General features: G+C 52.7%; 8 protein-coding genes. 7 read left to right on the top strand and 1 reads right to left on the bottom strand.

Annotated features, from left to right (window positions below):
* Positions 1 to 18 precede the first annotated feature (18 nt).
* From IMQ33_RS25515 to IMQ33_RS25500, 4 genes are all read left to right on the top strand, one after another.
* Positions 19 to 555 (top strand): fimbrial protein, encoded by a 537-nt coding sequence (locus tag IMQ33_RS25515; protein WP_230326799.1) that lies wholly within the window; start codon positions 19 to 21, stop codon positions 553 to 555.
* 13 nt (positions 556 to 568) lie between these two features.
* Entirely contained in the window at positions 569 to 1,057 is a 489-nt protein-coding gene (locus IMQ33_RS25510; protein ID WP_024529106.1) for a fimbrial protein, read from the top strand.
* A 15-nt stretch (positions 1,058 to 1,072) separates the two neighbouring features.
* Positions 1,073 to 1,603: a fimbrial protein gene (locus IMQ33_RS25505; protein ID WP_024529105.1), complete on the top strand. Its 531-nt coding sequence runs from the start codon at positions 1,073 to 1,075 to the stop codon at positions 1,601 to 1,603.
* A gap of 79 nt (positions 1,604 to 1,682) precedes the next feature.
* Complete coding sequence (locus IMQ33_RS25500; RefSeq protein ID WP_196062588.1) at positions 1,683 to 2,510, top strand: hypothetical protein; 828 nt, start codon at positions 1,683 to 1,685, stop codon at positions 2,508 to 2,510.
* A 71-nt stretch (positions 2,511 to 2,581) separates the two neighbouring features.
* Here IMQ33_RS25500 and IMQ33_RS25495 read toward each other — a convergent pair whose 3' ends face one another.
* The gene (locus IMQ33_RS25495) at positions 2,582 to 2,986 is read right to left on the bottom strand and encodes a dTDP-glucose pyrophosphorylase (RefSeq protein WP_098931818.1); all 405 of its coding nucleotides are present in this window, start codon (positions 2,984 to 2,986) and stop codon (positions 2,582 to 2,584) included.
* 912 nt (positions 2,987 to 3,898) lie between these two features.
* Here IMQ33_RS25495 and macA point away from each other — a divergent pair.
* The 3 genes from macA (at position 3,899) to IMQ33_RS25480 (ending at position 26,488) form a co-directional block, all read left to right on the top strand.
* The gene (gene macA / locus IMQ33_RS25490) at positions 3,899 to 5,008 is read left to right on the top strand and encodes a macrolide transporter subunit MacA (protein WP_065684631.1); all 1,110 of its coding nucleotides are present in this window, start codon (positions 3,899 to 3,901) and stop codon (positions 5,006 to 5,008) included.
* Positions 5,008 to 6,954 carry a macrolide ABC transporter ATP-binding protein/permease MacB gene (gene macB / locus IMQ33_RS25485; protein ID WP_186579223.1) on the top strand — a complete coding sequence of 649 codons (1,947 nt, stop codon included), beginning with the start codon at positions 5,008 to 5,010 and terminating at the stop codon, positions 6,952 to 6,954. The genes macA and macB overlap by 1 nt, the downstream gene beginning before the upstream one ends.
* 169 nt (positions 6,955 to 7,123) lie before the next feature.
* Positions 7,124 to 26,488: a non-ribosomal peptide synthetase gene (locus IMQ33_RS25480; protein ID WP_196062587.1), complete on the top strand. Its 19,365-nt coding sequence runs from the start codon at positions 7,124 to 7,126 to the stop codon at positions 26,486 to 26,488.
* Positions 26,489 to 26,532 lie beyond the last annotated feature (44 nt).

The following is a 26,532-nucleotide window of genomic DNA, read 5'->3' as shown; positions in this document are numbered from 1 at the left end:
TCTGCAAGGAGAGAACGTATGCAACAATATTATCCTGTTCCTGGTAAGCATCGCCGGGGGAGCATGAGATCGAGGGCTTCAGGCTATTGTCTTGCCGGGGCGCTATTCAGTGTCGTGCTGACCAGCTTTCCGGTCAGCGCGATGCCAGTGAATATCAGGGGAACCGTTATACTGCCACCGCCCTGTACGATTAATAATAATCAAACCATTCGGGTGGACTTTGGCGATGAGGTGATGACTACCCGGATTGATGGCGTCAACTATAAGCAGACCATTGTCTATAGCCTGAATTGTGACATCCAGAAATCCAACGATCTGAAAATGAGCATTCAGGGCGGCACTGCGGGCTTTGGGACCGGCTTTTTGAGCACCAATAAAAGCGATTTGGGTATCGCTTTGTACTATGGGACGCAACGGTTAAATATCAATACCTGGTTTAACTACACCTATCCCAATCAGCCGGTACTGTATGCGGTGCCGGTCAAGCGTAGCGGGGCCACCTTGACGGGGGGCGAGTTTACCGCCTCCGCAACGTTATTAATTGATTACCAGTAAGGGAGCATAAGACATGCGAATTCTACTGTTATCCCTACTGGCTGCGGGTTTAAGTGGCCTTGTATCTACGGCATTTGCCGCAGGGGGCGATATGAAATTTCGAGGAACGCTGCTCGAGCCGCCCCCTTGTAGCATTAACAGCGGCAATAATATCATCGTTGATTTTGGCCTTAAGGTGGGTGTCAAAAAAGTGGATGGCGTTAACTATATGCAGAACATTAATTATGATCTGGTTTGTGAGCCAAATACCCATGGTTGGGCGTTGAAATTGAAGCTTACGGGGAACCCCATTTCTTTTGATAACGCCGCGGTGCAAACCAATATTAATGGGCTGGGGATTAAAATCCTGCGTGACGGTCAACCCTTTGTTCTTGGCAGTGAAATAACCATTACGCCGTCCAGTAGACCCCAGCTTAAAGCCGTGCCGGTGCAGCAGGTCGGCATAGTTCTAACGGAAGGCGCGTTTGAAGCAACGGCAACGCTGCAGGCTGATTATCAATAACAGGGAGGAACTATCATGCGATTTTCGGCACTGTTAATATCCCTGGCTGTAGGGCTTGGCGGTTTATCCAGCGTATCCCAGGCGGTTGATAATGTACGCTTTAGAGGCGCTCTGGTGGCTGACCCTTGCACATTGCGAGTCACGGATGAAAATATCAATATCGATTTTGGCTCGATCGTTGAGAAATATCTTTATATCAACACCCGCACGCTAGGGGTGCCATTGGTATTACATCTTGATGATTGCGATCTTAGCCTGGGGAATATGGTGAAGCTGACCTTTTCCGGTACGGAAAATAGCAGGCTGAACGGTCTGCTGGCGATATCCGGGGCGAGCCAGACCAGCGGTATTGGTATCGGTATTGAAACGCAACAGGGAAATAAGGTCGCGATCAATACCGGCAGCTATAACCAAGGGCTGATCTCGGGCAATAATACCATCAGCCTGCGGACCTATGTGCAGGGTGAACCCGATGCAATTAGCCAAAAAACCATTAACCCTGGCGACTTTACCGCCAGCGCGACGTTTTTATTGGAATACGAGTAGCCCGTAATACGGCTTACCCTGAAATCGACGGCGTGGCTAATGAGTCCGCGGTAGATAAGGGATGATCACAGGGGTATTTATGCAAGCCATTAGAGTGATACTTTTAGCCGTCATGTTGCTGACGGCCTATAGCGCCAATAGCGCGATTTATTCTTATATTACCCGTAGTGAGGGCACGCCCGAGAACGCCAAATATTGGTGGACTATTGAATACTGGGATACCGTAGATGCTACTCCAAATCCGTGTTACGGGTGGGGGCAATGTACGGTATTTATTGGCCACCGGCACAGTGATGCTGGAGAGGCTGGCCCTGGTGTTTCTGATGGTATGGAATATCTTGATGGCATCCAGACTTTGCGGACGGTAGGCGATGTGGGCGCGGCTTTTCAGCGTAAGTATTCGCTACCGCGCAGTGGAACCCAGAATCACGTTGGCCCAGCAGTGACGCAGGAATGCGTTGGGATGTACTTTAAAACGACCACCGGGACCACAGATGCAGGTGGCAGCAGAATGATGCCCAGTAGCTTATGCGGGATCGTACCACCGCCGGTGGGTAAATGTGAATTTACCGAAACCAGCATTGAACTGACCCATGGTCAGGTTCAACTTAGGGATATTGAAGGGCATCAGGCGCGGCAGACAGGTTATATCCGTTGCACGGTAACAATGGACGTGATGGTTTACCTTGCAGGGTCGGCCGGAAACGGTATGGTCAATCTCAGAAGCGACGGTAGCCTGCAAACCCGCTTGACCATAGGTGGGGTGAGTGGCTCTACCGGGGTCAGGATCCATGCTTTAGCAGCAACCAAGATGCCGCTGGAGTTTATGTCTACGCTGACTAAAGTGGGTACCGTTGAAGCCGGTGATTTCTTTGGTTCGGCCACCGCAATACTGACGATGCCTTAGTGACTGATATCGGGGCGCAGCATGCGGCTGAGGTTGCTTCAACCGCATGCCGCGCCCGTTTAATCCAATCATCAGGTCTTTCGCACCGTAAACTCCAGCGCCACGCCAATGAGCGTCATGTTTTTTACCGACTGAGATTCTGTTACCGGGATGAGGCTTCCCTGAAACTTAACCTTCTTCAGTGGTCCATTGATCACCAATTTGGCCCGCAGGTTGGGTAGGGACTGGGGGCAAATGGGGTAAATGACCCGCCCTTTGATAGCGACCGGGATCTTCCGCAGGTCAATTCGTTGCAAAACGCCAATCGAGGCATACAGCACCGCCACTGGCGTTATGGATACCAGCGGCCGCGGCGTCACGCTGATAAAATCCAGTAATAGCTCCGGTTTGAGGTAATGCAGGCCATCATGAGGTACGGTGACGCCGATGATTTCTGGCATCGCGAGAGTATTAGGCGAAGAGGATAAGTCTGTCATTGGATCAGCCTTTGTCTGGAGTTGCCGCAGGAGCGTTAGTTTGATCCCACTGAACATCCCCTCTACCAAACCTCCTTTTTTGTCTCTCAAGCAAGAGCCGGTGCCAGATAATTTGAAAAACGGGATTCAGCTCACTCTTGTTGGCCCTCTAAAGGGGCTTTTGCCTAAACTCAAATGCTTGGTTGAGGTCTGTATCGTGTTGGCATCAAGGGTGCCAACACGATGGCGCCAAGAATAATCTGTCTGAACAACTCAATTTTGCGGTTACGCGACATTTGGTTATATTGTCTTAAATTTAGCTAAGATATTTCCCGTTTTATATTAAGTAATAACTTGATCCTTAAGAATGAGCAGTAATAAATAATCTGCGTGAATAGCTCAATTCTCCAGTCATGCGACAGGTGGTCATGCCATCTTAAATTTGGTTAAGATACTTCTCATTTTTTGTTAGGTAATAACTTAATTGTTAAGAATATTCGCTAATAAATGCAGGGCTGATTGGGTGGTTAGAGGGAAAATTCCATTTGAACTATCAGAAAAATTAATCAATAATAGTTGTCATTCAAAATTTCAATCAGTTCTATTATAACTCATGTCAATTTAAACGTATTGGCTCACTACAGGTTTGGTCCACTACAGGTTTGGCACACGATTAGGGGAACAGTGGCTTTGCTATCCGGCCTGCGCCATTGTGCCTTGATAAAAGCCATTTCCGAAGTGTGGGTAAATGGTTTTATTTATATCTTATACATTATGAAGCAGAAGTAATATATAAGTAATATCAATAATAGGTTCTGTGCACATATTAGCCTTGGTGGGGATTTATGGATTCACATGATGGTTTAATTCGATGGCGGCTTTGCGGCTAGAAATTGGCAGGAATAGACGAAATAGCTAGGGAAAAATATTCATATGTTAAAAGGACGAACAAAACGTAGGCTGCTAGGGGGAGGCGCTTTAGTAGCAATTGCTATGCTGGTCTATTGGCATTTCAGCCAACCTCTACCTGCGGAGTTTAAAACCGTTAAGGTTACCCAGCGTGATTTTCAACAGAACGTTTTGGCGACCGGCCAACTGGATGCGGTACGTAAGGTTGATGTGGGGGCTCAGGTCAGCGGACAGCTAGAGAGCCTGAAGGTCGAGATTGGCGATAAGGTGCAAAAAGGCCAACTGCTCGGCATTATCGATCCCCAACAGGCACAAAACAGCATTCGCGAAGGCGAGGCCACGCTACAGCAACTGCAAGCCCAGCTGCAACAGGCGCAGGCGGAGCTGCAACTGGCAGAGGTCACCTTGCAGCGTAACCGCGAACTGGCCAAGGTACAGGCGGTATCGCGCCAGGATCTGGATAAATTGACCACCGAGCTGGCGGTGAAAAAGGCGCAGGTGGCAAACACCCGGGCGCAGATCGCCAAAAATCAGGCCAGCCTGGATACCGCCAAGATCAATCTGGCCTATACCCGCATTGAAGCGCCGATGGACGGTGATGTGGTGCAGATCACCACCTTTCAGGGCCAGACGGTGATCGCCGCACAGCAGGCCCCCAACATCCTGACGTTGGCAGACATGAGTACCATGCTGGTGAAGGCCCAGGTTTCCGAGGCGGACGTGATCCACCTCAAGCCGGGGCTGAAAGCCTGGTTTACCGTGCTGGGCGATCCGAACAAACGCTTTGAGGGCGTGCTGAAAGACATCCAACCCACCCCAGAGAAAGTCAATAACGCCATCTTTTATTACGCGCGTTTCGAAGTGCCCAATCCACAGGGATTGCTACGTCTGCAAATGACCGCGCAGGTGCACATTCAGCTGGCTGGTGCCAGCGATGCGTTGGTGATTCCGCTGGTAGCGTTAGGAGAGCAGATCGCCGATAACCGTTACCACGTTGCGGTGCTGCAACAGGGCCAGAAACAGCTGCGGGAGGTGACGATCGGCATGCGTAACAACCTGGATGTGCAAATTGTCAGTGGATTGACTGCCGGTGAAGAGGTGATTGTCAGCCGCGGCGGCGTGGAGGACAGCTGATGGCCGCACTGTTGGAACTGAGTGATATCCGGCGTAGTTATCAATCCGGCGATCAAACCCTGGAGGTATTGAAAAACGTCAGCCTGCGGATAGATGCCGGTGAGATGGTGGCGATCATCGGGGCTTCCGGCTCCGGTAAATCGACGCTGATGAACATTCTCGGCTGTCTGGACAAACCCAACAGCGGCATTTACCGCGTGGCCGGGCAGGACGTGGCCACACTCAATAGCGATGCATTGGCTCAGCTGCGGCGCGAGCATTTCGGCTTTATCTTCCAGCGTTATCATTTGCTGCCACATCTGAGCGCGGCGCATAACGTGGAGGTGCCTGCCGTTTACGCTGGGATGAATAACTCGGCACGGCATGCCAGGGCGGCGGCCTTGCTGCAACGCCTGGGGTTGGGGGAACGTATCGCCTATCGGCCAAGCCAGCTATCCGGTGGGCAGCAGCAGCGTGTCAGTATTGCGCGGGCATTGATGAACGGTGGCCAGGTGATCCTGGCGGATGAGCCAACCGGTGCGCTCGATAGCCACTCAGGTAAAGAGGTGATGACGATCCTCAAGCAGCTGTGCGAGCAGGGACACACCGTGATCATCGTTACCCACGATCCGGCGGTAGCGCAGCAAGCCGAACGGATTATCGAAATCCATGATGGCGAAATCATTGGCGACTCTCGGCCACAGGCGCAGGGCAAGCCACAGGCCAAGTCGTTGGAACTTGCCACGCCAGCCCCTTCCTGGCAGCAGATGGCCGACCGTTTCCGGGAGGCGTTGTCGATGGCCTGGTGGGCGATGGCGGCCAACAAGATGCGCACCTTATTGACCATGCTGGGGATCGTTATCGGCATTGCCTCGGTGATCTCGATCCTGGTGATAGGTGATGCAGTCCAACAGCAGGTATTGGCCGAGATCAAATCCATCGGCACCAACACCGTGGACGTCTATCCCGGCAAAGACTTTGGTGACGATGACCCAACCCTCCGTCAGGCGTTGAAATATGACGATCTGAGCGCATTGCATGCACAACCTTATATCAGCGCGCTTTCTCCCATGACTCGCAGCAGCATGCGTCTGCGCTTTGGCAATATTGATGTGGCGGCTAATGTGGCGGGCGTCAGCGAGCAGTTTTTCCGGGTGTACGGCATGGAGTTTTCTCAGGGGGCGGCTATTGATGTCAGGCAGGTAGAGTCCCAGACGCAGACGGTGGTGATCGATACCAACACCCAGCGCCGTCTGTTTCCGCAACAAAAAAACGTGCTGGGTGAGGTGATCCTGATTGGCAATATGCCTGCGACCGTGGTGGGGGTGGCCAAGGAAAAGCAAACCATGTTTGGCAGCAGCAAGATGCTCAGCGTCTGGGTGCCTTATACCACGATGGCCAATCGCCTGATGGGCAACGACTACTTCGATTCGATCACCGTGCGTATCCGCGATGGCTATAACAGCCAGGAGGCCGAACAGCAACTGACGCGGCTATTGACGCTGCGCCACGGCAAGAAAGACTTCTTTACCTACAACATGGATAGCCTGGTGCAAACGGCGGAAAAAACCACCCGTACGCTGCAACTGTTCCTGATCCTGGTGGCGGTGATTTCGTTGGTGGTGGGTGGGATTGGCGTGATGAATATCATGCTGGTCTCGGTAACAGAAAGAACGCGAGAAATCGGCATCCGCATGGCCGTAGGCGCTCGTTCCGGCGACGTTCTGCAACAGTTCCTGATTGAGGCGGTGCTGGTCTGCCTGGTGGGGGGGATTTTAGGGATTGCGCTGTCGTTCACCATCGGCTTGCTGGTGCAGTTGGCGATGCCGGGCTGGCAGATCAACTTCCCGCCGGTGGCTCTGCTGAGTGCGTTCCTGTGTTCCACCGGTATTGGGGTCGTGTTCGGTTATCTCCCTGCGCGCAGCGCTGCGCGGTTGGATCCCATTGACGCATTGGCACGGGAATAATCAGCCAAACCATAATTTCACCCTGATCCGCGAGTACTGCTGAACCCTCGGCACAATAACGTTCAGGTGATACCTATTGCTGTGAGTCGATACTCACGGTGTTGGCCGTGCTATGGCTCAAGCCAGCCAAAATATTTATAAATAAAATATCTCAAGGAGTAAAATAATCATGGCGAATAATATGGAAAAAATAACGCTCACCCCCTATCAGACAATTTTTTATTATGAGTGGCTACAAGATCCCGATCGCAGTGATTACAATATGGTGATCGACAATACTATTGTCGGCGAAATAGACAAAAAAAAGTATAACGATAGTTTTGAACAGCTGCTTAACGAGCATTTTATTACCCGTCATAACATTGATGACGGACCTGATGGGGCCTTCTGGGTACCGAGAGAGCCCGTTTTCAATTTAGTCACCTATCACGATACCCCGTTAACCGATGAAGAAATTTATGCGCTAGTTTCTGCCCCCTTTGACTTAAGAAATGGCCCACTGGTACGGATACATTTGATTTCTCTTGGGGCAGAACGATACCGTACATTGTTTATTTTTCATCATATTGTTGTCGATGGCATCAGTACCGAAGAGATCTGGGAAAAATGGCGTAAACGCTATAATGGCATCGACTATCAGGTGCCATCGCTGCAGGAACAGGGGGTTATGCACCAGCAGCTTTGCCATAATTTCGCCACGCTTCTGCAAGAAAAAGGCGAACAAATGCGTGAGTTTTGGCGCGAGCGTCTGGGCGATCTTGAAGGCGTTGATTTACGCTTTTTACAAACGGGCCGCCAGCTTACAACCGCTGCAACCCGGCGTCAGATCAGCGAGTTACTGTTTGGTTTTGATGAAGATATCAGCCGTCGCGTAAAGCTGTTACTGCGCAAGTATAAGTTGACCACTTACCTGTTCGGGCAAATGGTCATGGCGCTGCTGTTACACAAAATGTCAGGGCAAAAAGCCGTTGCGCTCGCTTACCCGGTGGCGATCTCTGAAGGTAAGGAGCTGTTGTATGGCGCGCATATCAATACCTTGGCTATCGATTATCGCTTTGCGGATGATGCGACTATCCGTAGCGTTATTGCCAGTGTTCATCGTTATTACAAAGCATTAAAACAGACAAAAGCTAGATATTTACCTGTCCATGAGATCCTGGCTTGTGGTGAGGCTACCGGTGTACTGGATGTCGCTTTTGCCCAAACTTTCCTGCGCGATCATCAGACCCATTTTAGTGGCGTCGTGGATGAGTCGGTCAATCACGACTTCCATATTGACCTGGTGAATGAACTGCTGTTTGAACAGGAGGTGTTAGCGAGTGGTATCAACTATCGCGTCAGGTTTGATAGCAACGTCCTTGATGCCTCATTGGTTGAGAAATTTATCGATCTGTATAAAGATCTGTTTATTAATACGCTTGATAAGCTGCTTGCGGGTGAAGTAGACACGCCAATAAATTCCATCACGCTGATTGCGCAGCCGCCACACCACACCCAGCATGTATGCGCTGACGCTAAAGTCCCTCAACATTCGATTGTCGAACAATTTGAGCGTATGGCCGCGACTTACCCAGCCCGCAGCGCCGTTGTTTGTGGCAACCAAACACTTTCCTATCAACAGCTTAATCAACAGGCCAACCGTCTGGCTGATTACCTAAGGTGTAAACTGCGGATCAAGAGCGGCGATTTCGTCGCCCTGTGCCTTGAAAAGTCGGCAGCAATGCCCGTATGTATTCTTGCCATACTCAAAACGGGTGCAGCCTATGTTCCGCTTAACCCTGGTGAGGCCGGGAACAGGTTAAGTTTTATTCTGCAGGACACGCAAGCGAAAGCCATCTTGGGCGATAGCGCCAGCGTGAGCTATTTGAATCAGATTGCAGAGCTGCCGCAGGTGCCGATTATTGCCGTTGATAACCCGCAGTTTCAGCGCGACCTGGTTGCTCAGCAGCAGTCAGAGAACCTTGATATCGCCATAAATTTGCACCAGTTAGCCTATATTATTTATACCAGCGGCACGACAGGTAAGCCAAAAGGCGTGATGATTGAACACGCGGGGTTAATCAATCTGGCGCTGGTTCAGGGCGAAGCGTTTGGCTTGGCACCTGGCGAGGAGTCGATAAAGCAATGTCTTTGGTATGCCGCCTATGTTTTTGATGCCCATGTCTCTGAGCTCTTTACGGCGATTGCCAATGGCCATGTGATACATATTTTACCGGAAAATAAGCGCAAGGATTTTGACGCGTTAGCGGAATATATTGCCGATGCTCGCATTGATATTGCCACTATTCCCCCGGCATTATTGGATAAAAACTCCCTTTTGGCGCTCTCTACTCTGGTTGTTGCTGGTGAACCTTGTAATCGTGAAATTATGCAACGTTATCGTGCGCAGGGAACAACGGTCATCAACGCCTATGGCCCGACGGAAAGCAGTGTCTGTGCGACGTTGCACTATTACGAAAATGGCGATGGCAACCTCAATATCGGCCTGCCGCTACTGAATCTTGATGTACATGTTTTAGATGAGCACCTGGCACCTGTCCCCGTCGGTGTGATCGGCGAGCTTTATATCAGTGGTGTTGGCCTGGCCCGGGGATATCTGAATGATACGCAGCAGACCGAGCGTGCCTTTATCGCCAATCCCTTCCAGAGCGACGAGCAAAAGCAGCGCAATGAAGCGGCACGGCTGTATAAAACCGGCGATCTTGCCCGCCGCTTGGCCGACGGTCACATTGAGTATGTCGGCAGGCGAGACTCCCAACTGAAGATCCGCGGTTTCAGAATTGAATTAAGCGAAATTGAAATGCAACTGGTGCAAATTCCGCAGATTATCCAATCGGCGGTCATTGCACATAAGCTCCCGACGGGAGTCCTGTCGTTAGTTGCCTACTATGTTGCGGATGTTGCCTTGGACAAAGAGCAGATCATTGGGCACCTGGCGGATGCTTTGCCTGACTATATGATCCCGATGGCCTATGTTCATTTAACGGCGTTCCCGATGACGGTTAACGGTAAATTAAACCGTAAGGCGTTACCGCTGCCAGATCTGAGCGGGCAGGATGACTATGTCGCTCCTGCCGATGAGATGGAAATGGCGCTATGCCAGATCTATGGTGAGATATTAGGTCAGGCGCCGGGCCATGTCGGCGTTAATGACGATTTCTTTAAGCTGGGCGGCGACAGTATCAGCGCCATTCAGATGGTGAGAATGATCCGTCAAAGGCTAAAAGGGGCGGCCAGCGTCAAAGATATTTTTGACTGTAAAACCGTTCGTTTACTTGCCCGGAATATCGTGCTGGACGGCGATGAACATCACATCAAACATCTCTCCGAGTCGGGGATGTTGAGCGGCCCTGCGCAGTTGCTGCCGATCCAGCAGTGGTTCTTCGATCGTGTCGATCAGGGGACTTTTGCCGCTTACCAGCACTGGAACCAATCCTTTGTGCTGGATGTTCCCCAGTTGGATATTGGCATACTCAACAAGAGCCTGGCGTTGTTATTTGCCTATCATGATGCCCTGAGACTGGTCTTTGCGCATGACAGTGATGGTGGTTACAGCCAGCACTACCAATCAGAAATCGGCGAAATACCGCTGTCGGTTATTGATGAGCCCGTGGGTGCCGAGCAACAAATCGCGCTATTTGATCGGTGGCAAAGTGAGTTTGATATCTTTGGCGGCAAGCTGTGCCATATTGGCTATATAACAAGCGAAAATGCGCCGCGGGCCAAGCTGCACTTTGCTTTCCATCACCTGATTATGGATGCGGTAAGTTGGCATATCATCAAACAGGATCTGGAAAGGGTTTATCGCGCGCTGGAAGGAAACGCGGCGGGTATTAGCGATCCCGTTGAGATTTTAGGTGATAAACCCACCAGTTATCGTCAGTGGGCTGCCCAGATACAGGATTATGCCAACCATCAGGGAGCCAATGAGGAAACTCTTTATTGGCGTACTGTGATTGGCGGTCTTGGTGACTATCGCCAACGGATAGCGCCGCTTTTCACCTCACCATCGTTGAGCCAACGCGAGCTATCGTTAAACAAAACCTTAACGCAGCATCTGTTGGGCGGGGTGCATCATGTGTTCAATACCCAGGTTAACGATCTTCTGTTAGCGAGCTTTGTTGAGATCCTCAAAGAGTTTACCGGGCTGCATACCCAGTACCTGACGTTGGAAGGCCATGGCCGGGAAGCGCTCGATACCAGCGTCGATATCAACCGTACGGTAGGTTGGTTGACCACTATGTACCCGGTCTGCTTGAGCAGCGAGGGGGACTGGCATCAACGGATCGTGACCGTCAAAGAGACCGTTGGCGGGATCCCGCGCCGGGGCGTTGGATTTGCGCCGTTGATGGGGTATGACGCCGACCTGCTGCCACCGGTTAGCTTTAACTATTTAGGGCGCTTTGATGAGGTGCAGCAGGAGGGATGGTGCTTCAGCCCTACAAACAGCGGACAAACCGTTGCGCATGAGAATGGTGAAGCGCATCTGCTCAGCGTCAACTGTGGTGTAGTTGGGGGGGAACTGAGAATACGCCTCTCCGGTTACCTGGCAGACGAAGTATTGCAACACCTGGCGAGCCGTTACCAGGGGGCGATTGCAGGCGTTATTGAGCGCCTGATGGCGGAAAGCCGCACTTATCTGACCGCGCGAGATATTGACGGGGTAATACCTCAAGCAACACTTGACGCTCTACAGTGTGATACCGAGCTGGAGTCGGTGTATCTGGCCAATAGTTTGCAGGAAGGCTTTATTTACCACGCGCTATCGCAGGGTGAAGTCGACGATGCCTACCATACTCAGATGTTCTGGGACTATGACAATGCGCTCGATATCGCCTGTCTGAAGCAGGCATGGTTACATGCTCAGCAGCATTATCCAACGCTCCGCCTGCGGTTTAATTGGGATGAAGAGTTGGTGCAGATTGTTGATGCCCATGCCGCACTGAACTGGCATTTCTTTGATCTCAGTGGAAAAAGCGAGCACCAACAGCAAGCCTTCTTCTCTGATTTATCTGCCCAGGATCGAGCACGGCCTTACGATTTGTCGATCAGTGGGATCTTCCGTGTCTATGTGGTCAAAAATGCGGATGAACGTTACCGCTGCATTTTCAGCTGCCACCACGCCATCATGGATGGCTGGAGTAACCCGCTACTGATTGAAGCGGTGCATAAATTCTATCTGGCGTTGTTGCGTGGTGAAACGTTGAAGCAGGAAGGTGACCACGGTTTCCACCAGGTTCAGCGCTATATACAGTCGCACAAAAGCGAGCATTTACCCTACTGGCGGGACTATCTGGCTGCACAGGATGAACCCGAAGATTTAAATATCTTGCTGTGCGGGCAGGCGAAGCACGTTCAGTTAAATGAATATAAGCACATTAAAACGCCGAAAACACAGCAGTTGATGTTTGATGAACCTTGTTACCAACAGCTGAAATCGTTCACCGCCGAGAACGCGATAACCCTGAATGCGCTATTGCAATATTGCTGGCACAAAGTGCTCAGTATTTATTCTGGCAATGCGGCCAGCATCGTTGGCACGGTGGTTTCAGGCCGTAACCTGCCCGTGGATGGCGTGGATCAAACGGTAGGATTATTGATCAACACACTGCCGCTGATCGTCGATCATCAGGCTTTTGTGTCGATCCTCACGGCTATTCAAAACCTGCAGGACGCGATCAACGAAGCGAATACCCGCAGCCATGTCAATCTGGCTGAGCTACAACCGGCAGGAAAACGCCTGTTCAACTCTTTGTTTGTCTTTGAAAACTACCCGATGCCCACAGGGGACATCGATAGCGATTTACGGCTACGTTTCGGCAGTGCTAACGAGAAGCAAGATTATCCGTTGGTGGTGACCGTGTTGGAACAGCAACATCTGGCGTTGAGCCTGCATTATGCCGGTGAACTGTTTGACGACGTGTTGATCGAACAACTGCTGAACACGATGAGGACGCTGGTAGAAAATATTGTTCAGGGAGCCTCTCAGTCTCAAACCGAGTTGCCTTATCTACAGGCGGCGCAGTATCAAACGATGATCCACCAGTGGAATGATACCCGCAGGCCCTACGAGCATGATAAAACCCTCGCCGCACTGTTTGAAGCTCGCGTGGCCGCCTCACCAGACAGCGTCGCCGTAGAATTTAACGACGTGGTGTTAACGTACGCACAGTTAAATCAACAGGCGAACCGACTTGCGCACTATTTACAGCAATGTTGCCAGCTGCGCGCCAACGATCTCGTGGGTCTCTATCTTGAGCGCAGTGAGCAGTTGGTCATTGGCATTCTGGCCATACTGAAAGCGGGCGCGGCCTATGTGCCGATGGATCCCGATTCCCCCGATGAGCGCAATGGCTATATTATTGCGGATGCCAAGGTAAAAGCGGTGCTTTGCCAACGGCAGGCTTTGCAAAGGCTAGACCAGATGGCACCCGGCGCCATGCTTATCCCTCTTGACACACCGGAAACCACCGCGCGTTTGGCGCACTGTGCAACAGATAACCCATGCAGCAATACCGGCCCCCACGATCTGGCGTATGTCATTTATACCAGTGGCACGACGGGATATCCTAAAGGGACGTTGATAGAGCAACGCTGTGTGAACCGGCTGGTGATTAATCCCAATTATGTTGAGATCGGTGAACAGGATCGCATTCTTGGTATTTCAGGCTATCAGTTTGATGCCTCCATTTATGACATCTTTGGGGCGTTGTTAAATGGCGCCGCATTGGTGATTGCCGATAAGCCAAATATCCTGGACTTAGACCGTCTCTCTCAGCTTATTGTCGATCGTCAGATCAGCAATTTCTTTGCCACGACCGCCTTCTTTAATACGTTGGTGGATGCTGAACTGCCTGGTTTGCAGCAGTTGAACTACCTGCTGTTCGGCGGTGAGCAGGTGTCCGTTAACCATGTTAATCGTTTTAGAGCGCTTTATCCGCAGGTCAAGTTGGTGCATGTTTACGGGCCGACGGAAACGACAACCTACGCCACGGCCTATTTGACCAATACGGCGTCGCAGGCGTTTGATTACACCGTACCCATCGGTCAGCCAATCAGTAATACCCAGCTGTATATACTCGACGAACAGCTGCGCCCCGTCCCACAGGGGGCAATCGGTGAGCTGTATATCGGTGGCGCTGGCGTTGGGCGCGGCTATCTGAACAATCCGCAGGCGACAGCGGACGCGTTTATTGCCAATCCGTTCCGCAGTGACGCCGAACGCAGCCGTGGTGAAAGCGTCCGCCTTTATAAAACGGGGGATCAAGGCCGTTACCTGCCGGACGGTAACATCGAATATCTGGGCCGCAATGACTTCCAGGTCAAGATCCGTGGCTTCCGTATTGAGCCGGGGGAGATCGAAGCCCGGTTGATCGACCATCCTGCCATCCAGCAGGCACTGGTCCTGGCGAGCACTAACCCGGCGGGGCATACCCATCTGACGGCATACTACGTCGCACAGGAGCCCTTGGAGCAAGATGTGTTGCGCGCCCATCTGCAACAGGTTCTGCCGGACTACATGGTACCGTCTGCCCTGGTTCACCTGCTGTCGCTACCGATGACCGTCAACGGCAAGGTCGATCGCGCGGCCTTGCCTGTCCCCACGTTTGAGGCGCAGGCAGACCGGGTGGCACCAGCGACGGCGACCGAGCAGCAACTGGCCGAGGTCTTCGCCGAGCTGCTCGCCCTCCCGCAGGACAGCCTCAGCGTGCTGGACGACTTCTATCGCCTGGGGGGCAACAGTATCCTGGCGATCAAGCTGGTGGGCCGTTTGACCCGCGCGTTAGAAAAAAGCGTGCATGTCTCTGACCTGTTCCGCCTGAGATCCATCCGTGCGCTGGCGGCATTTATTGATAATACCGCGCAGGGTAGTCAGATCATCCAGGCACCGTCGATCGCCCGGCCTGAGGAGCAGCGGCTGTCGTTTGCCCAGGAGCGCCTGTGGTTTATCGACCGTTATGAAGAAGGCAGCAACGCCTACAACGTCCCACTGACGCTCAAGCTGCAGGCCGGTACCGATCCGCAGAAAGTGGCACAGGCCCTGATGAAGGTGGTTGACCGGCACGAAGTGCTGCGAACCCTGATCCTGTGTGATGACGACGGGCAGGGGTATCAACATATTCTGCCAGCAGAGACATTCTCACTGAGCCTACCGCACGAAACATGCGACAGCGTGCAAGCGCTGCATGCGCGGCTGCATGAGCATCAGCACCGGGTATTTGATCTGGCGCAGGAGTGTCCAATTGCAGCCAGCAGTTATACGCTGGCGGGGAGCCACTACTTCAGCATCGTCATTCACCACATCGCGTTTGACGGCTGGTCGGTAGATCTGCTGTTAAAAGAGTTGCTGCACTATTACCGCGTGTTCACCGGAGAGGCCAGCCATGAACTCCCGGCACCGCCGGTGCAGTACCGGGAATTTGCGTTGTGGCAGCGCCAACACCTGCAAGGTGCCACGCTGGACAAGCAACTGGCCTACTGGCATGGGCAACTGGCGGACCATGAACCGCTCAACCTGCCGACGGACCATGTGCGCCCACTGCAATTGGATTACCGTGGCGACGATATCACCTTCCAACTGGATGCGGCGACCAGTGCCGAGCTGCGGGCGTTGGCCGCCTCGTTGAACGTCAGCCTGTACACGGTACTGCTGAGCGGCTATTACCTGCTGCTGGGGGTTTACAGTAACCAGCAGGATATCGTGTTGGGGACACCGATAGCGGGCAGGCATTACCCGGGGGTGGAAGACACCCTGGGCCTGTTCGTCAATACGCTGGTCCTCAGACGGCAGATAGACGTCAGCCAAACGGTCAGAGAATTTATTGGCGAAACGGGCCAACAGGTCAGTGAAGCGCATACCCATCAGGATCTGCCTTTCGAAAAGCTGGTTGAAGTGCTGAAAACGGAAAAGGACAGTTCAAGGCACCCGATATTCCAGGTGATGTTCAGTCTCCAATCGTTTGGGGCAGCAGGACGTACCGAAGGAGAAAGCCTGTTCGAGCAGTATGACGCGCAAGAAGGGGCGTATCGGGCGGCGAAGTTCGATTTGACCGTGATGATGGACGACAGTGAAGAGGCGATCGGTGGCGTCTTCAACTATGCGACGGCCCTGTTCAACGGGCAAACGATGCAGAACTACATTGCGACCTACCAGCATATCCTGCGCCAACTGGGTTCGCTGTGCAGCCAGGGGCGTTCCCTTGCGGAGCTTCAGTACCTGGATACGACGCAATACGAGCAAATCATCCGCCAGGGGAACCGCACCGAATGCGACTACCCACGGGATATGACGATCCACGAAATGTTCGAGGCACAGGTAGCAAGAACCCCAGAGAATATCGCACTGGTGTTTGAGGGCGTGAGCCTGACCTATCGGCAGTTGAATGAACGCGCCAACCGGTTGGCGGCTTACTTGAGAGCGCAGTTTGTTTTACAACCGGACGATCTGATCGGGCTTTGCCTGGAAAGATCGGAGCGCATGATCGTGAGTATCCTGGCGGTGTTGAAGGCCGGTGCCGCCTATGTACCGCTTAGCCCCGATATGCCCGCAGAGAGAATGCTCTGGACGATAGAAAATATTCATTCCCGCGTTATTCTGACGGAGTTGGGCACGCAAGAGGCGCTGGCCAAGCTGATTGATCCACAGAAGACGGCGCTGCTGTGCGTGGACGATCCTGAGTTGATAACGCGGGCTGCTAGCCACCAGGTGGTTAACGTGGCAACCCAAACCAAACCTGACAATTTGATTTATGTCATCTATACCAGCGGGACGACGGGAACCCCTAAAGGGGTGATGATTGAGCATCATTCTGTCGCCAATCTTGTGGAGGCTCAGCGGAGTATCTTTGGCACTGAGATCTGCCAGGTTGGAGAGCCGACAAAAAGTTACCTTTTCTATTCAAATTATACCTTTGATGCGCATGTTCTGGATGTGTTCAGCCCGTTGCTGACCGGCCATTGCTTACATGTCTTGTCTAAAGAGATACGTTTGAATTTCGGTGCGCTTGCTGCCTACATTAAACAACATGCCATTGATATCGGCTTTGTGCCCCCTGCGCTGCTAAATAACAATGAAACACTGGGGCTTTCCACGCTAATCCTGGGAGGGGAGGTGGCCAGTAGCAGCGTGATGGAGCGCTATAGCGCTCAGGGGGTAAAAGTAGTTAACTGTTATGGCCCAACGGAAACCACGGTCTTTGTCACCAGGAACGTTTACCAAACGGGCGATAGCAATACCATCATTGGCCGGCCAATAGGCAATGCTGACGCTTATATTCTGGACGGTTGTCTACGGCCGCTCCCTGCGGGTGCCGTGGGTGAGCTCTATATCAGTGGTGACTGTGTAGGTCGTGGCTATTTAAATAACCCTGAGGCGACTCATCAGGCGTTTATCGTCAATCCATTGCAAAGTGATGAAGATAAAGCACGAGGACGTCACGATCGGCTGTATAAAACAGGCGATTTAGTCCGTTACCTGAACGACGGCAAGATTGACTATATTGGGCGTAATGATGCCCAGGTGAAGATCCGTGGCTTCAGGATCGAATTGGCCGAAATCGAAAGTTGTCTGACCCAATATCCACAGATTGAACAGGTAGTGGTCCTGGCGCTGGAGCATGACTCGGGGCAAAAGTACCTGGTGGCCTATTATGTTGCGCCAGACGCATTGCCAGCAGATGTGCTGTCTGAGCATCTGCAACAGCGTTTACCTGCCTATATGATCCCTACGGCGTTTGTTCATTTAACGGCATTGCCGATGAACATGAACAATAAGTTGGATCGCAAAGCCTTACCTCTGCCGATATTAACGGATGAGGCGAACTACGTGGCCCCAGCCAACGAGAGTGAAATGCTGATCTGCCGCGTATTTGCGGAGGTATTACAGCTTAAGGATTATGCGGTGGGGATCACCGATGATTTCTTCCGTTTAGGTGGGGACAGTATCAGCAGTATCCAACTGGCGAATAAACTCAAAAAGTTATCTGGCCACCATCTCACGGTGAAAGACATCTTTGCCCACAGAACGGCCAAAGCATTGAGCACTTACCTGCTGCAACGTCAGGGTGACAATTTGCCGGTTATCCAGTCAGAGGCGGGCATGCTGGCGGATGAGCTACCCTTGGCGCCGATCCAGCGCTGGTTCTTCCAGGCCGTCGAGGCGGGGAAATTGCCTGATGCTGGGCATTGGAACCAGGCATTTATGGTCAAAGTGCCAACGTTAAACGTTGAGTTACTGCGTTTGAGCGTGGCTAAACTGGTTGAATACCATGATATTTTGCGTGCCGTTTACCCGAAAGATGCCGCTGTCGGCCACTATCGTCAAACGATAGCGACGTTGCCATTTGATGCGATCAATCAACAGGATTTCACAGCCGTTCAGCTCGATGCGCAGTTGACGGCCTGGCAGAACCGTTTTTGCCTGGCAGAAGGGCCACTATTCCATATCGGTTATATTGCAGGCTACGCTGACGAGACTGCGCGTATCCATGTAGCGGTACACCATCTCAATATTGATGCGGTCAGCTGGCGGATTATTAACCACGACTTACGCACGCTTTATCAGTTCTTTGCAGCACAAGGCGATAACCTTGATGCGACGGCTGATGCGCAAACTATCCTGGGCCAGAAAGGCACGAGTTACCGCCAATGGGTCAACTCACTGCAAAACTACCCAGCCGTTGCCGTGAACAACCATAGGGATGAGAGGCACTACTGGGAGAACCTGACCACGGATTTGGACGCCTGGCACCAGCGTTTGGACGCCCATCGCGTGGGGACGCTCAATCGTACGATGATAAGCCTGTCGCAACAGCAAACCGGTTGTCTGTTGCGAGACCTTCATCATGTTTATCACACCGAGGTGAACGATATTCTGCTGACCGTACTGGCGGATGCGTTGTCGCAGGTGGTTGGCGGTGACAGCCAGTATGTCCTGCTGGAAGGGCATGGCAGAGAGGCGATGTTTGACGATGTGGATATCAACAATACCGTCGGTTGGTTTACCTGCATGTATCCGGTCAATCTGCGTATTGAGCATCGTGACCTTGTACGCAATTTACCGCTGATTAAAGACAGGCTGCGAACCCCTCCTCACCATGGCTTAGGTTATGGCGTGTTGGTTGGCTATGATGCGCAGGCATTGCCGGCAGTGACCTTCAACTACCTTGGCCAGTTTGATGGTGATGAACGGGATGGCGAGTGGGCGTTTGTTCAGGAGTCTACGGGGTCGGCATTATCAGCGAATAACCGCACAACGGACTTTTTAGCGCTGAACGGCGGTGTGCTCAATGGCCAATTACAGTTCCTGGTCGAGGGTGATCTCAGCCCGGGGCAGCTCGAACTGTTCGCCACGACTTATCGCCAGCGGTTAATCCAGTTGATCGACGAGCTTAAGCGGTCATCTCGCTCTTATCTCACCGAGTCTGATGTTAATGGCGTGGTCTCCGGTGAATTGTTAGCGCACCTCCAGCAGGATGAAGAGGTGGTGGCGATTTATCCGGCTAACAGCCTGCAACAAGGGTTTATTTATCATTACGTACTGCAAGGCGATATCGACAACGCCTATCGTACGCAAATGGTCTGGCACTATCGCAATGCGTTGGATGTCGAGCTGTTAAAACGGGCGTGGCAATGCAGCCAGGCGAAATATCCGGCGCTGCGGCTAAGATTCTCCTGGCAGGAAGAGTTTGTGCAGATTGTCGATAAGCAAGGCACCTTTGGTTGGCAGTTTATCGATATCAGTGAGCAGGACGAACGTGCACAAGCAAGCACCGTGGCTGAACTCATCAAGCAGGATCAGCAGACCCATTTCGATTTGTCTGCTAACGGGTTATTCCGGCTGTATATCGTTAAGTGCGCGGCCGAACACTACATTTGTTTGTTTAATAACCATCACGCGATTCTGGACGGCTGGAGCCTGCCGATCTTGCTCAACGACGTGCACCAAAATTATCTGGCCCTGCAACAGGGAAGCGCGCCGGAGCAAGCCGCAGATCAAAGCTATCTGGAGGCGCAGGCATTGCTACAGACGGTTAGCCAGGAAACCGAGCAGTTCTGGCAAAACTATCTGGGTGGCTTGGAGGTGCAAGAGAATCTCACCGGTCTGCTAAAGCCGGAGATGAAACACGTCAATTTAAGTGAATATAAACACCTGCAAGACCCCCAGAGCGTGTCGACCGCATTGGCCGGTGAGCTTTACCACGGGCTGAAGGCGCTCTCGCGGCAGCATGGCGTGACGCTGAATGCGCTGATGCAGTATTGCTGGCACCAACAGCTCAGCCTTTATAGCCATGCGGACGTGACTATTGTGGGCATGACGGTGTCTGGCCGTAACCTGCCGGTGGAGGAGATAGAGCGCTCTGTTGGGTTATATATCAATACGTTGCCTGTCGTTCTGGCACATACCGATGAGGCGATCATCGAGAATGTCAAACGCCTGCAGGCCCATATTAATGACATCAATAGCTACAGCAATATCAGCCTGATCACACTGCAAAAGGCGGGGGTACGTCTGTTCAACTCGCTATTCGTGTTTGAAAACTATCCGGTGCCTGCCGATAACGGCGAGAGTCTGTTCAAACTCGAGTTTGAGGACAGTGATGAAAAACTGGATTACCCGCTGGGCATCATGGTGTACGAACAGGATGGACGGATTGAGTTCAAGATCAACTATGCGGGCGAGCTGTTTAGCCGTTCGGCCATTGAAGGCGTGCTGCAGGGAATTCGGCTCACCGTACAGCAACTGATCGCGGACCCTGCCATGGGTCCCCAGGCGTTATCGCTGCTGACGAAGGACGACTATACGCAGCTGGTAGCAAACCAGCCGCGGGTTCAGGTTGCCGTGGAGCGAAATAAACTGGTCGGTCAGATGTTTGAAGCGCAGGCCGCCAGAACGCCGGATGCTTTGGCGTTGGTATATCAGGATACGCGGTTGACGTATCGCGAGTTAAATCAGCGGGTGAACCAGTTGGCGGCTTACCTGCAGGCGAACTTTGCGATACAGCCTGACAGCGCGATTGCCCTCTATTTTGATAAGTCGGCCCATATGGTTATTGCCATGCTGGCCGTGCTCAAGGCCGGGGCGGCCTATGTCCCGATTAGCCCTCAGGCACCGTTGGAGCGCTTGAGTCTGCTGGTCGACGACGTTAAACCGGTGTTGATCCTGACGCAGCAGCATTATGGTGCACGCATCGCTGGCTGTGGTTTCCCTCTGCTGGATATTGATAACCCGCAACTGGCCAACAGGCTGGCGCAGCTCGACGACAGCAATGTACCGTCACGCACGCAGCCAGACGATTTGGCTTATATCATCTATACCAGCGGCACCACTGGCCGGCCAAAAGGGGTGATGATTGAACATCACTCGTTAATCAACCTGGCGCAAGGTCAGTCAGACCTGCTAGGTATGCCTTCGGGCTATGAGCAGTCTGCCAGACTAAACACGTTGTGGTACTCGGAATATGTTTTCGATGCCCATGCGCTAGATGTCTTCTGTGCCTTGTTGAATGGCCATTGCCTGCATATTCTGGCAGAACACCAACGTCTCGACTTTATCGCGCTCTCTGCCTATATCAGGGATCACGCTATCGATTTCGCCTTTATTCCTCCGGCGTTACTGGCACAAAATGAACTTCTGGAACTGTCCACGCTGGTCGTTGGTGGGGAGTGTCTCGATGCGGCGATGATTGACCGCTACTGTGAGGCCGGAGTCCGTTTGATCAACGGTTACGGGCCTAGCGAAACCACCGTTTGGGCGACGGCGCGGATCTATCAACCTGGTGATGCCAATACCAATATCGGCAAGGCGATCAACAACGTTTGCGTCTATCTGCTGGATCGCCACCTTCGCCCCGTCCCACAAGGTGCGATTGGTGAGCTGTATATCGGTGGTGCTGGCGTTGGACGCGGCTATCTGAATAACCCGCAGGCGACAGCGGACGCGTTTATTGCCAACCCGTTCCGCAGTGACGCCGAGCGCAGCCGTGGTGAAAACGCCCGCCTTTACAAAACCGGGGACAGGGGCCGTTACCTGCCGGACGGTAATATCGAATACCTGGGCCGCAATGACTTCCAGGTCAAGATCCGTGGCTTCCGTATTGAGCCGGGGGAGATCGAAGCCCGGCTGATCGAGCATCCTGCCATCCAGCAGGCACTGGTCCTGGCGAGCACTAACCCGGCGGGGCATACCCATCTGACGGCATACTACGTCGCACAGGCCCCCTTGGAGCAAGATGTGTTGCGCGCCCATCTGCAACAGGTTCTGCCGGACTACATGGTGCCGTCTGCCCTGGTTCACCTGCTGTCGCTACCGATGACCGTCAACGGCAAGGTTGATCGTGCCGCCTTGCCGGTCCCGACGTTTGAGGCGCAGGCAGATCGGTTAGCACCAGAGACGGCGACCGAGCAGCAACTGGCCGAGGTCTTCGCCGAGCTGCTCGCCCTCCCGCAGGACAGCCTCAGCGTGCTGGACGACTTCTATCGCCTGGGGGGCAACAGCATTCTGGCGATCAAGCTGGTGGGCCGTTTGACCCGCGCGTTAGAAAAAAGCGTGCATGTCTCTGACCTGTTCCGCCTGAGATCCATCCGTGCGCTGGCGGCATTTATTGATAATACCGCGCAGGGTAGCCAGATCATCCAGGCACCGTCGATCGCCCGGCCTGAGGAACAGCGGCTGTCGTTTGCCCAGGAGCGCCTGTGGTTTATCGACCGTTATGAAGAAGGCAGCAACGCCTACAACGTCCCACTGACGCTCAAACTGCAGGCCGGTACCGATCCGCAGAAAGTGGCACAGGCCCTGATGAAGGTGGTTGACCGGCACGAAGTGCTGCGCACCCTGATCCTGTGTGATGACGACGGGCAGGGGTATCAACAGATCCTGCCAGCCGAGACATTCTCACTGAGCCTACCGCACGAAACATGCGACAGCGTGCAAGCGCTGCATGCGCGGCTGCATGAGCATCAGCACCGGGTATTTGATCTGGCGCAGGAGTGCCCAATTGCAGCCAGCAGTTATACGTTGGCGGGGAGCCACTACTTCAGCATCGTCATTCACCACATCGCGTTTGACGGCTGGTCGGTAGATCTGCTGTTAAAAGAGTTGCTGCACTATTACCGCGTGTTCACCGGAGAGGCCAGCCATGAACTCCCGGCCCCGCCGGTGCAGTACCGGGAATTTGCGCTGTGGCAGCGCCAACACCTGCAAGGTGCCACGCTGGACAAACAACTGGCCTACTGGCATGGGCAACTGGCGGACCATGAGCCGCTCAACCTGCCGACGGACCATGTGCGCCCACTGCAATTGGATTACCGTGGCGACGATATCACCTTCCAACTGGATGCGGCGACCAGTGCCGAGCTGCGGGCGTTGGCCGCCTCGTTGAACGTCAGCCTGTACACGGTACTGCTGAGCGGCTATTACCTGCTGCTGGGGGTTTACAGTAACCAGCGGGATATCGTGTTGGGGACACCGATAGCGGGCAGGCATTACCCGGGGGTGGAAGACACCCTGGGCCTGTTCGTCAATACGCTGGTCCTCAGACGGCAGATAGACGTCAGCCAAACGGTCAGAGAATTTATTGGCGAAACGGGCCAACAGGTCAGTGAAGCGCATACCCATCAGGATCTGCCTTTCGAAAAGCTGGTTGAAGTGCTGAAAACGGAAAAAGACAGTTCAAGGCACCCGATATTCCAGGTGATGTTCAGTCTCCAATCGTTTGGGGCAGCAGGACGTACCGAAGGAGAAAGCCTGTTTGAGCAGTATGACGCGCAAGAAGGGGCGTATCGGGCGGCGAAGTTCGATTTGACCGTGATGATGGACGACAGTGAAGAGGCGATCGGTGGCGTCTTCAACTATGCGACGGCGCTGTTCAGCGGGCAAACGATGCAGAACTACATTGCGACCTATCAGCATATCCTGCGCCAACTGGGTACGCTGTGCAGCCAGGGGCGTTCCCTTGCGGAGCTCCAGTACCTGGATTCGGCGCAATACGAGCAAATCATTTGCCAGGGGAACCGCACCGAATGCGACTACCCACGTGAGATGACGATCCACGAAATGTTCGAGGCGCAGGTAGCAAGGACCCCAGAGAATATCGCACTGGTGTTTGAGGGGGTGAGCCTGACCTATCGGCAGCTAAATGAACGCGCTAACCGCTTGTCGGTTTACTTGAGAGAACGCTTTGCTGTCCGCACTGGCGATCTGGTGGCGTTGTGTTTAAACCGCTCTGAGCATATGCAGGTCGCGATACTGGCCATTCTCAAGGCGGGGGGCGCTTACGTACCACTGGATCCGCTGGCGCCGGATGACCGGGTCAGTTACATGTTAGACAACGCCGGTATCGATATCATCTTGACGGCACACCCCGGCGATGAGAAAGCCGCAGCGCTAGCAGCAACCGGCAGAACCGTCATTGATATCGCCGATCGGGAAATCTCAGCTGACGTTGCCCGCTACTCAGGCGAAAACCAGCCTTCATCGGTGCGGTCTACCGATTTGGCTTACATCATCTATACCAGCGGGACCACGGGCAATCCTAAAGGCGTCATGCTAGAGCATCACAGCGTGATCAACCGTATTGTCTGGATGCATAAGCAATATCCGATCACGGCGCAGGATCGTATCTTGCAAAAGACCAACTACACCTTCGATGTTTCAGTGTGGGAGCTGTTCTGGGCTAACTGGTTCGGGGCCTGTACCGTTTTTGCCTCGCAGGAGGCCTATAAAGATAATGTTTATCTGGCAGAACTGATTGAACAGCAACAGGTAACGACGCTCCATTTCGTACCTTCAATGCTGTCGGCATTCCTTGAAACCCTGGAAGGGCAGAGTGCGTTGCAGGCAAAACTGGGCAGCCTTAACTACCTGTTTTGCAGCGGAGAGGCGTTAAACGTGGGGGAAGTCAGAAAATGCCAGCGCTTACTGCCGTATTGCCAGATCCACAATCTCTATGGCCCAACGGAAGCGACGGTGGATGTGCTGTTCTACGACTGTAACGCACGCTCCATCAAGGATGTGTTAATCGGTAAGCCGATCGACAATACTTCCGCCTACGTGCTGAATGCACAAATGCAACCCATTCCACCGGGGGCTATTGGCGAGTTATTCATTGGTGGCGTCGGTGTTGCTAGAGGTTACGTGAATAATAAGCCATTGACGGATAAGGTTTTCCTGAGTAACCCATTCCAGAGCAGTGAGGAAAAGCGACGGGGTTACAATGGCCGGATGTATAAAACCGGCGACGTGGTACGCTATTTAGCCGATGGCAATATCCAATATCTGGGTCGCAATGATTTCCAGGTTAAAGTGCGCGGTTACCGTATTGAGTTGGGAGAAATCGAAACGCGCCTGGCCAGTTATCCGGACGTTAATCATGCGGTGGTGATCGCCAGTGAGCGTGGCAGCAACGATAAATATCTCGTGGCTTATTATGTTGCCGCGCAGGAAATTTCCACCGAAAAGCTATGCGCTCATCTGCGGGAAACCCTGCCAGATTATATGGTACCTGGCGTATTTGTTCATTTGACGGCGCTGCCGGTGACCTCCAACGGTAAGCTGAACAGAAGGTTGTTACCTGAGCCGCAAATAACCCATTCCGTGACCTACGTGGCACCGGAAAACAAGGTTGAAAAAACGCTATGTGAGTTACTCGCCGATACGCTGCAAGTTTCATTTGAGGCAATCAGCATGGAGGATAACTTCTTTGCGTTGGGCGGCAACAGCATCCTGGCGATGAGGCTGAACAACCGGATTAACCAGGTGCTGAGGGTTAAAATACGTCTGCTTGATATTATCAATGCGCGCACCCTAAGCGAGTTATCGCAAGCCATTGCACAGGCTCAGGGGAAGTCCTTTGAGGTGATAGTGCCATTTAGTACGGTAACGCAAAAACCACAGATGTTTATGGTTCACCCTGGGATGGGGAACTGTTCGGTCTACCAATCCTTGGCCAATAGGCTGAGTGAGCGTTACTGCTGTTATGGGGTTGACTCATATAACTTCTATCACGAGCAGAAGGTCGAGCGGCTTGATGAATTGGCACGTTTCTACCTGGAGCATATCGATCGCGTGCTTGATATCACCCAACCGGTCACTTTATTAGGTTGGTCGTTGGGCGGGAAGATTGCACTGGAGATCGCGGCCAATTTAGAAGCGCGTGGGGTTAAGGCGATCACTGTCTATCTGCTGGATACCTGGTTGTTAAGCGAAGATCATTATCTGCGGAATGAGTCATCCTTTAACCTGGACTCTATGATGGAGCGGTTACAAATCCCACATTATTTAAGACATAATGTCGAATCGGTTGCCATAAGCGATAAGGTATTGAATGCACAGCCACTTTCTGCCGTGTTGAAACATACGCAGATCGTGCTGTTTAAGGCGACAGAGGAGATAGATAATGAGGAATACCAGCAATATCGGTTTAACAACATTGATACTGGTGTTGAAAATATCGCCCAACTACAGCTGTTTGAAATAGCAGCCAGTCACTTTACCTTGCTAGAAAGGGAGGATGAGTTGATTAGCCATATCCACTAATTCTTTCTTGGTACTGGGCAGGGGTTCTATTACCTGCCCAGCAT

This window comes from Serratia sp. Res13-Sevr-LER1-36-b (genome assembly GCF_015673035.1).
In the GTDB taxonomy this organism is placed as follows: Bacteria; Pseudomonadota; Gammaproteobacteria; order Enterobacterales; family Enterobacteriaceae; genus Chania; species Chania fonticola_C.
Note: the sequence above shows the minus strand (reverse complement) of the source record. Positions and strands in the feature narration are given on the sequence as shown.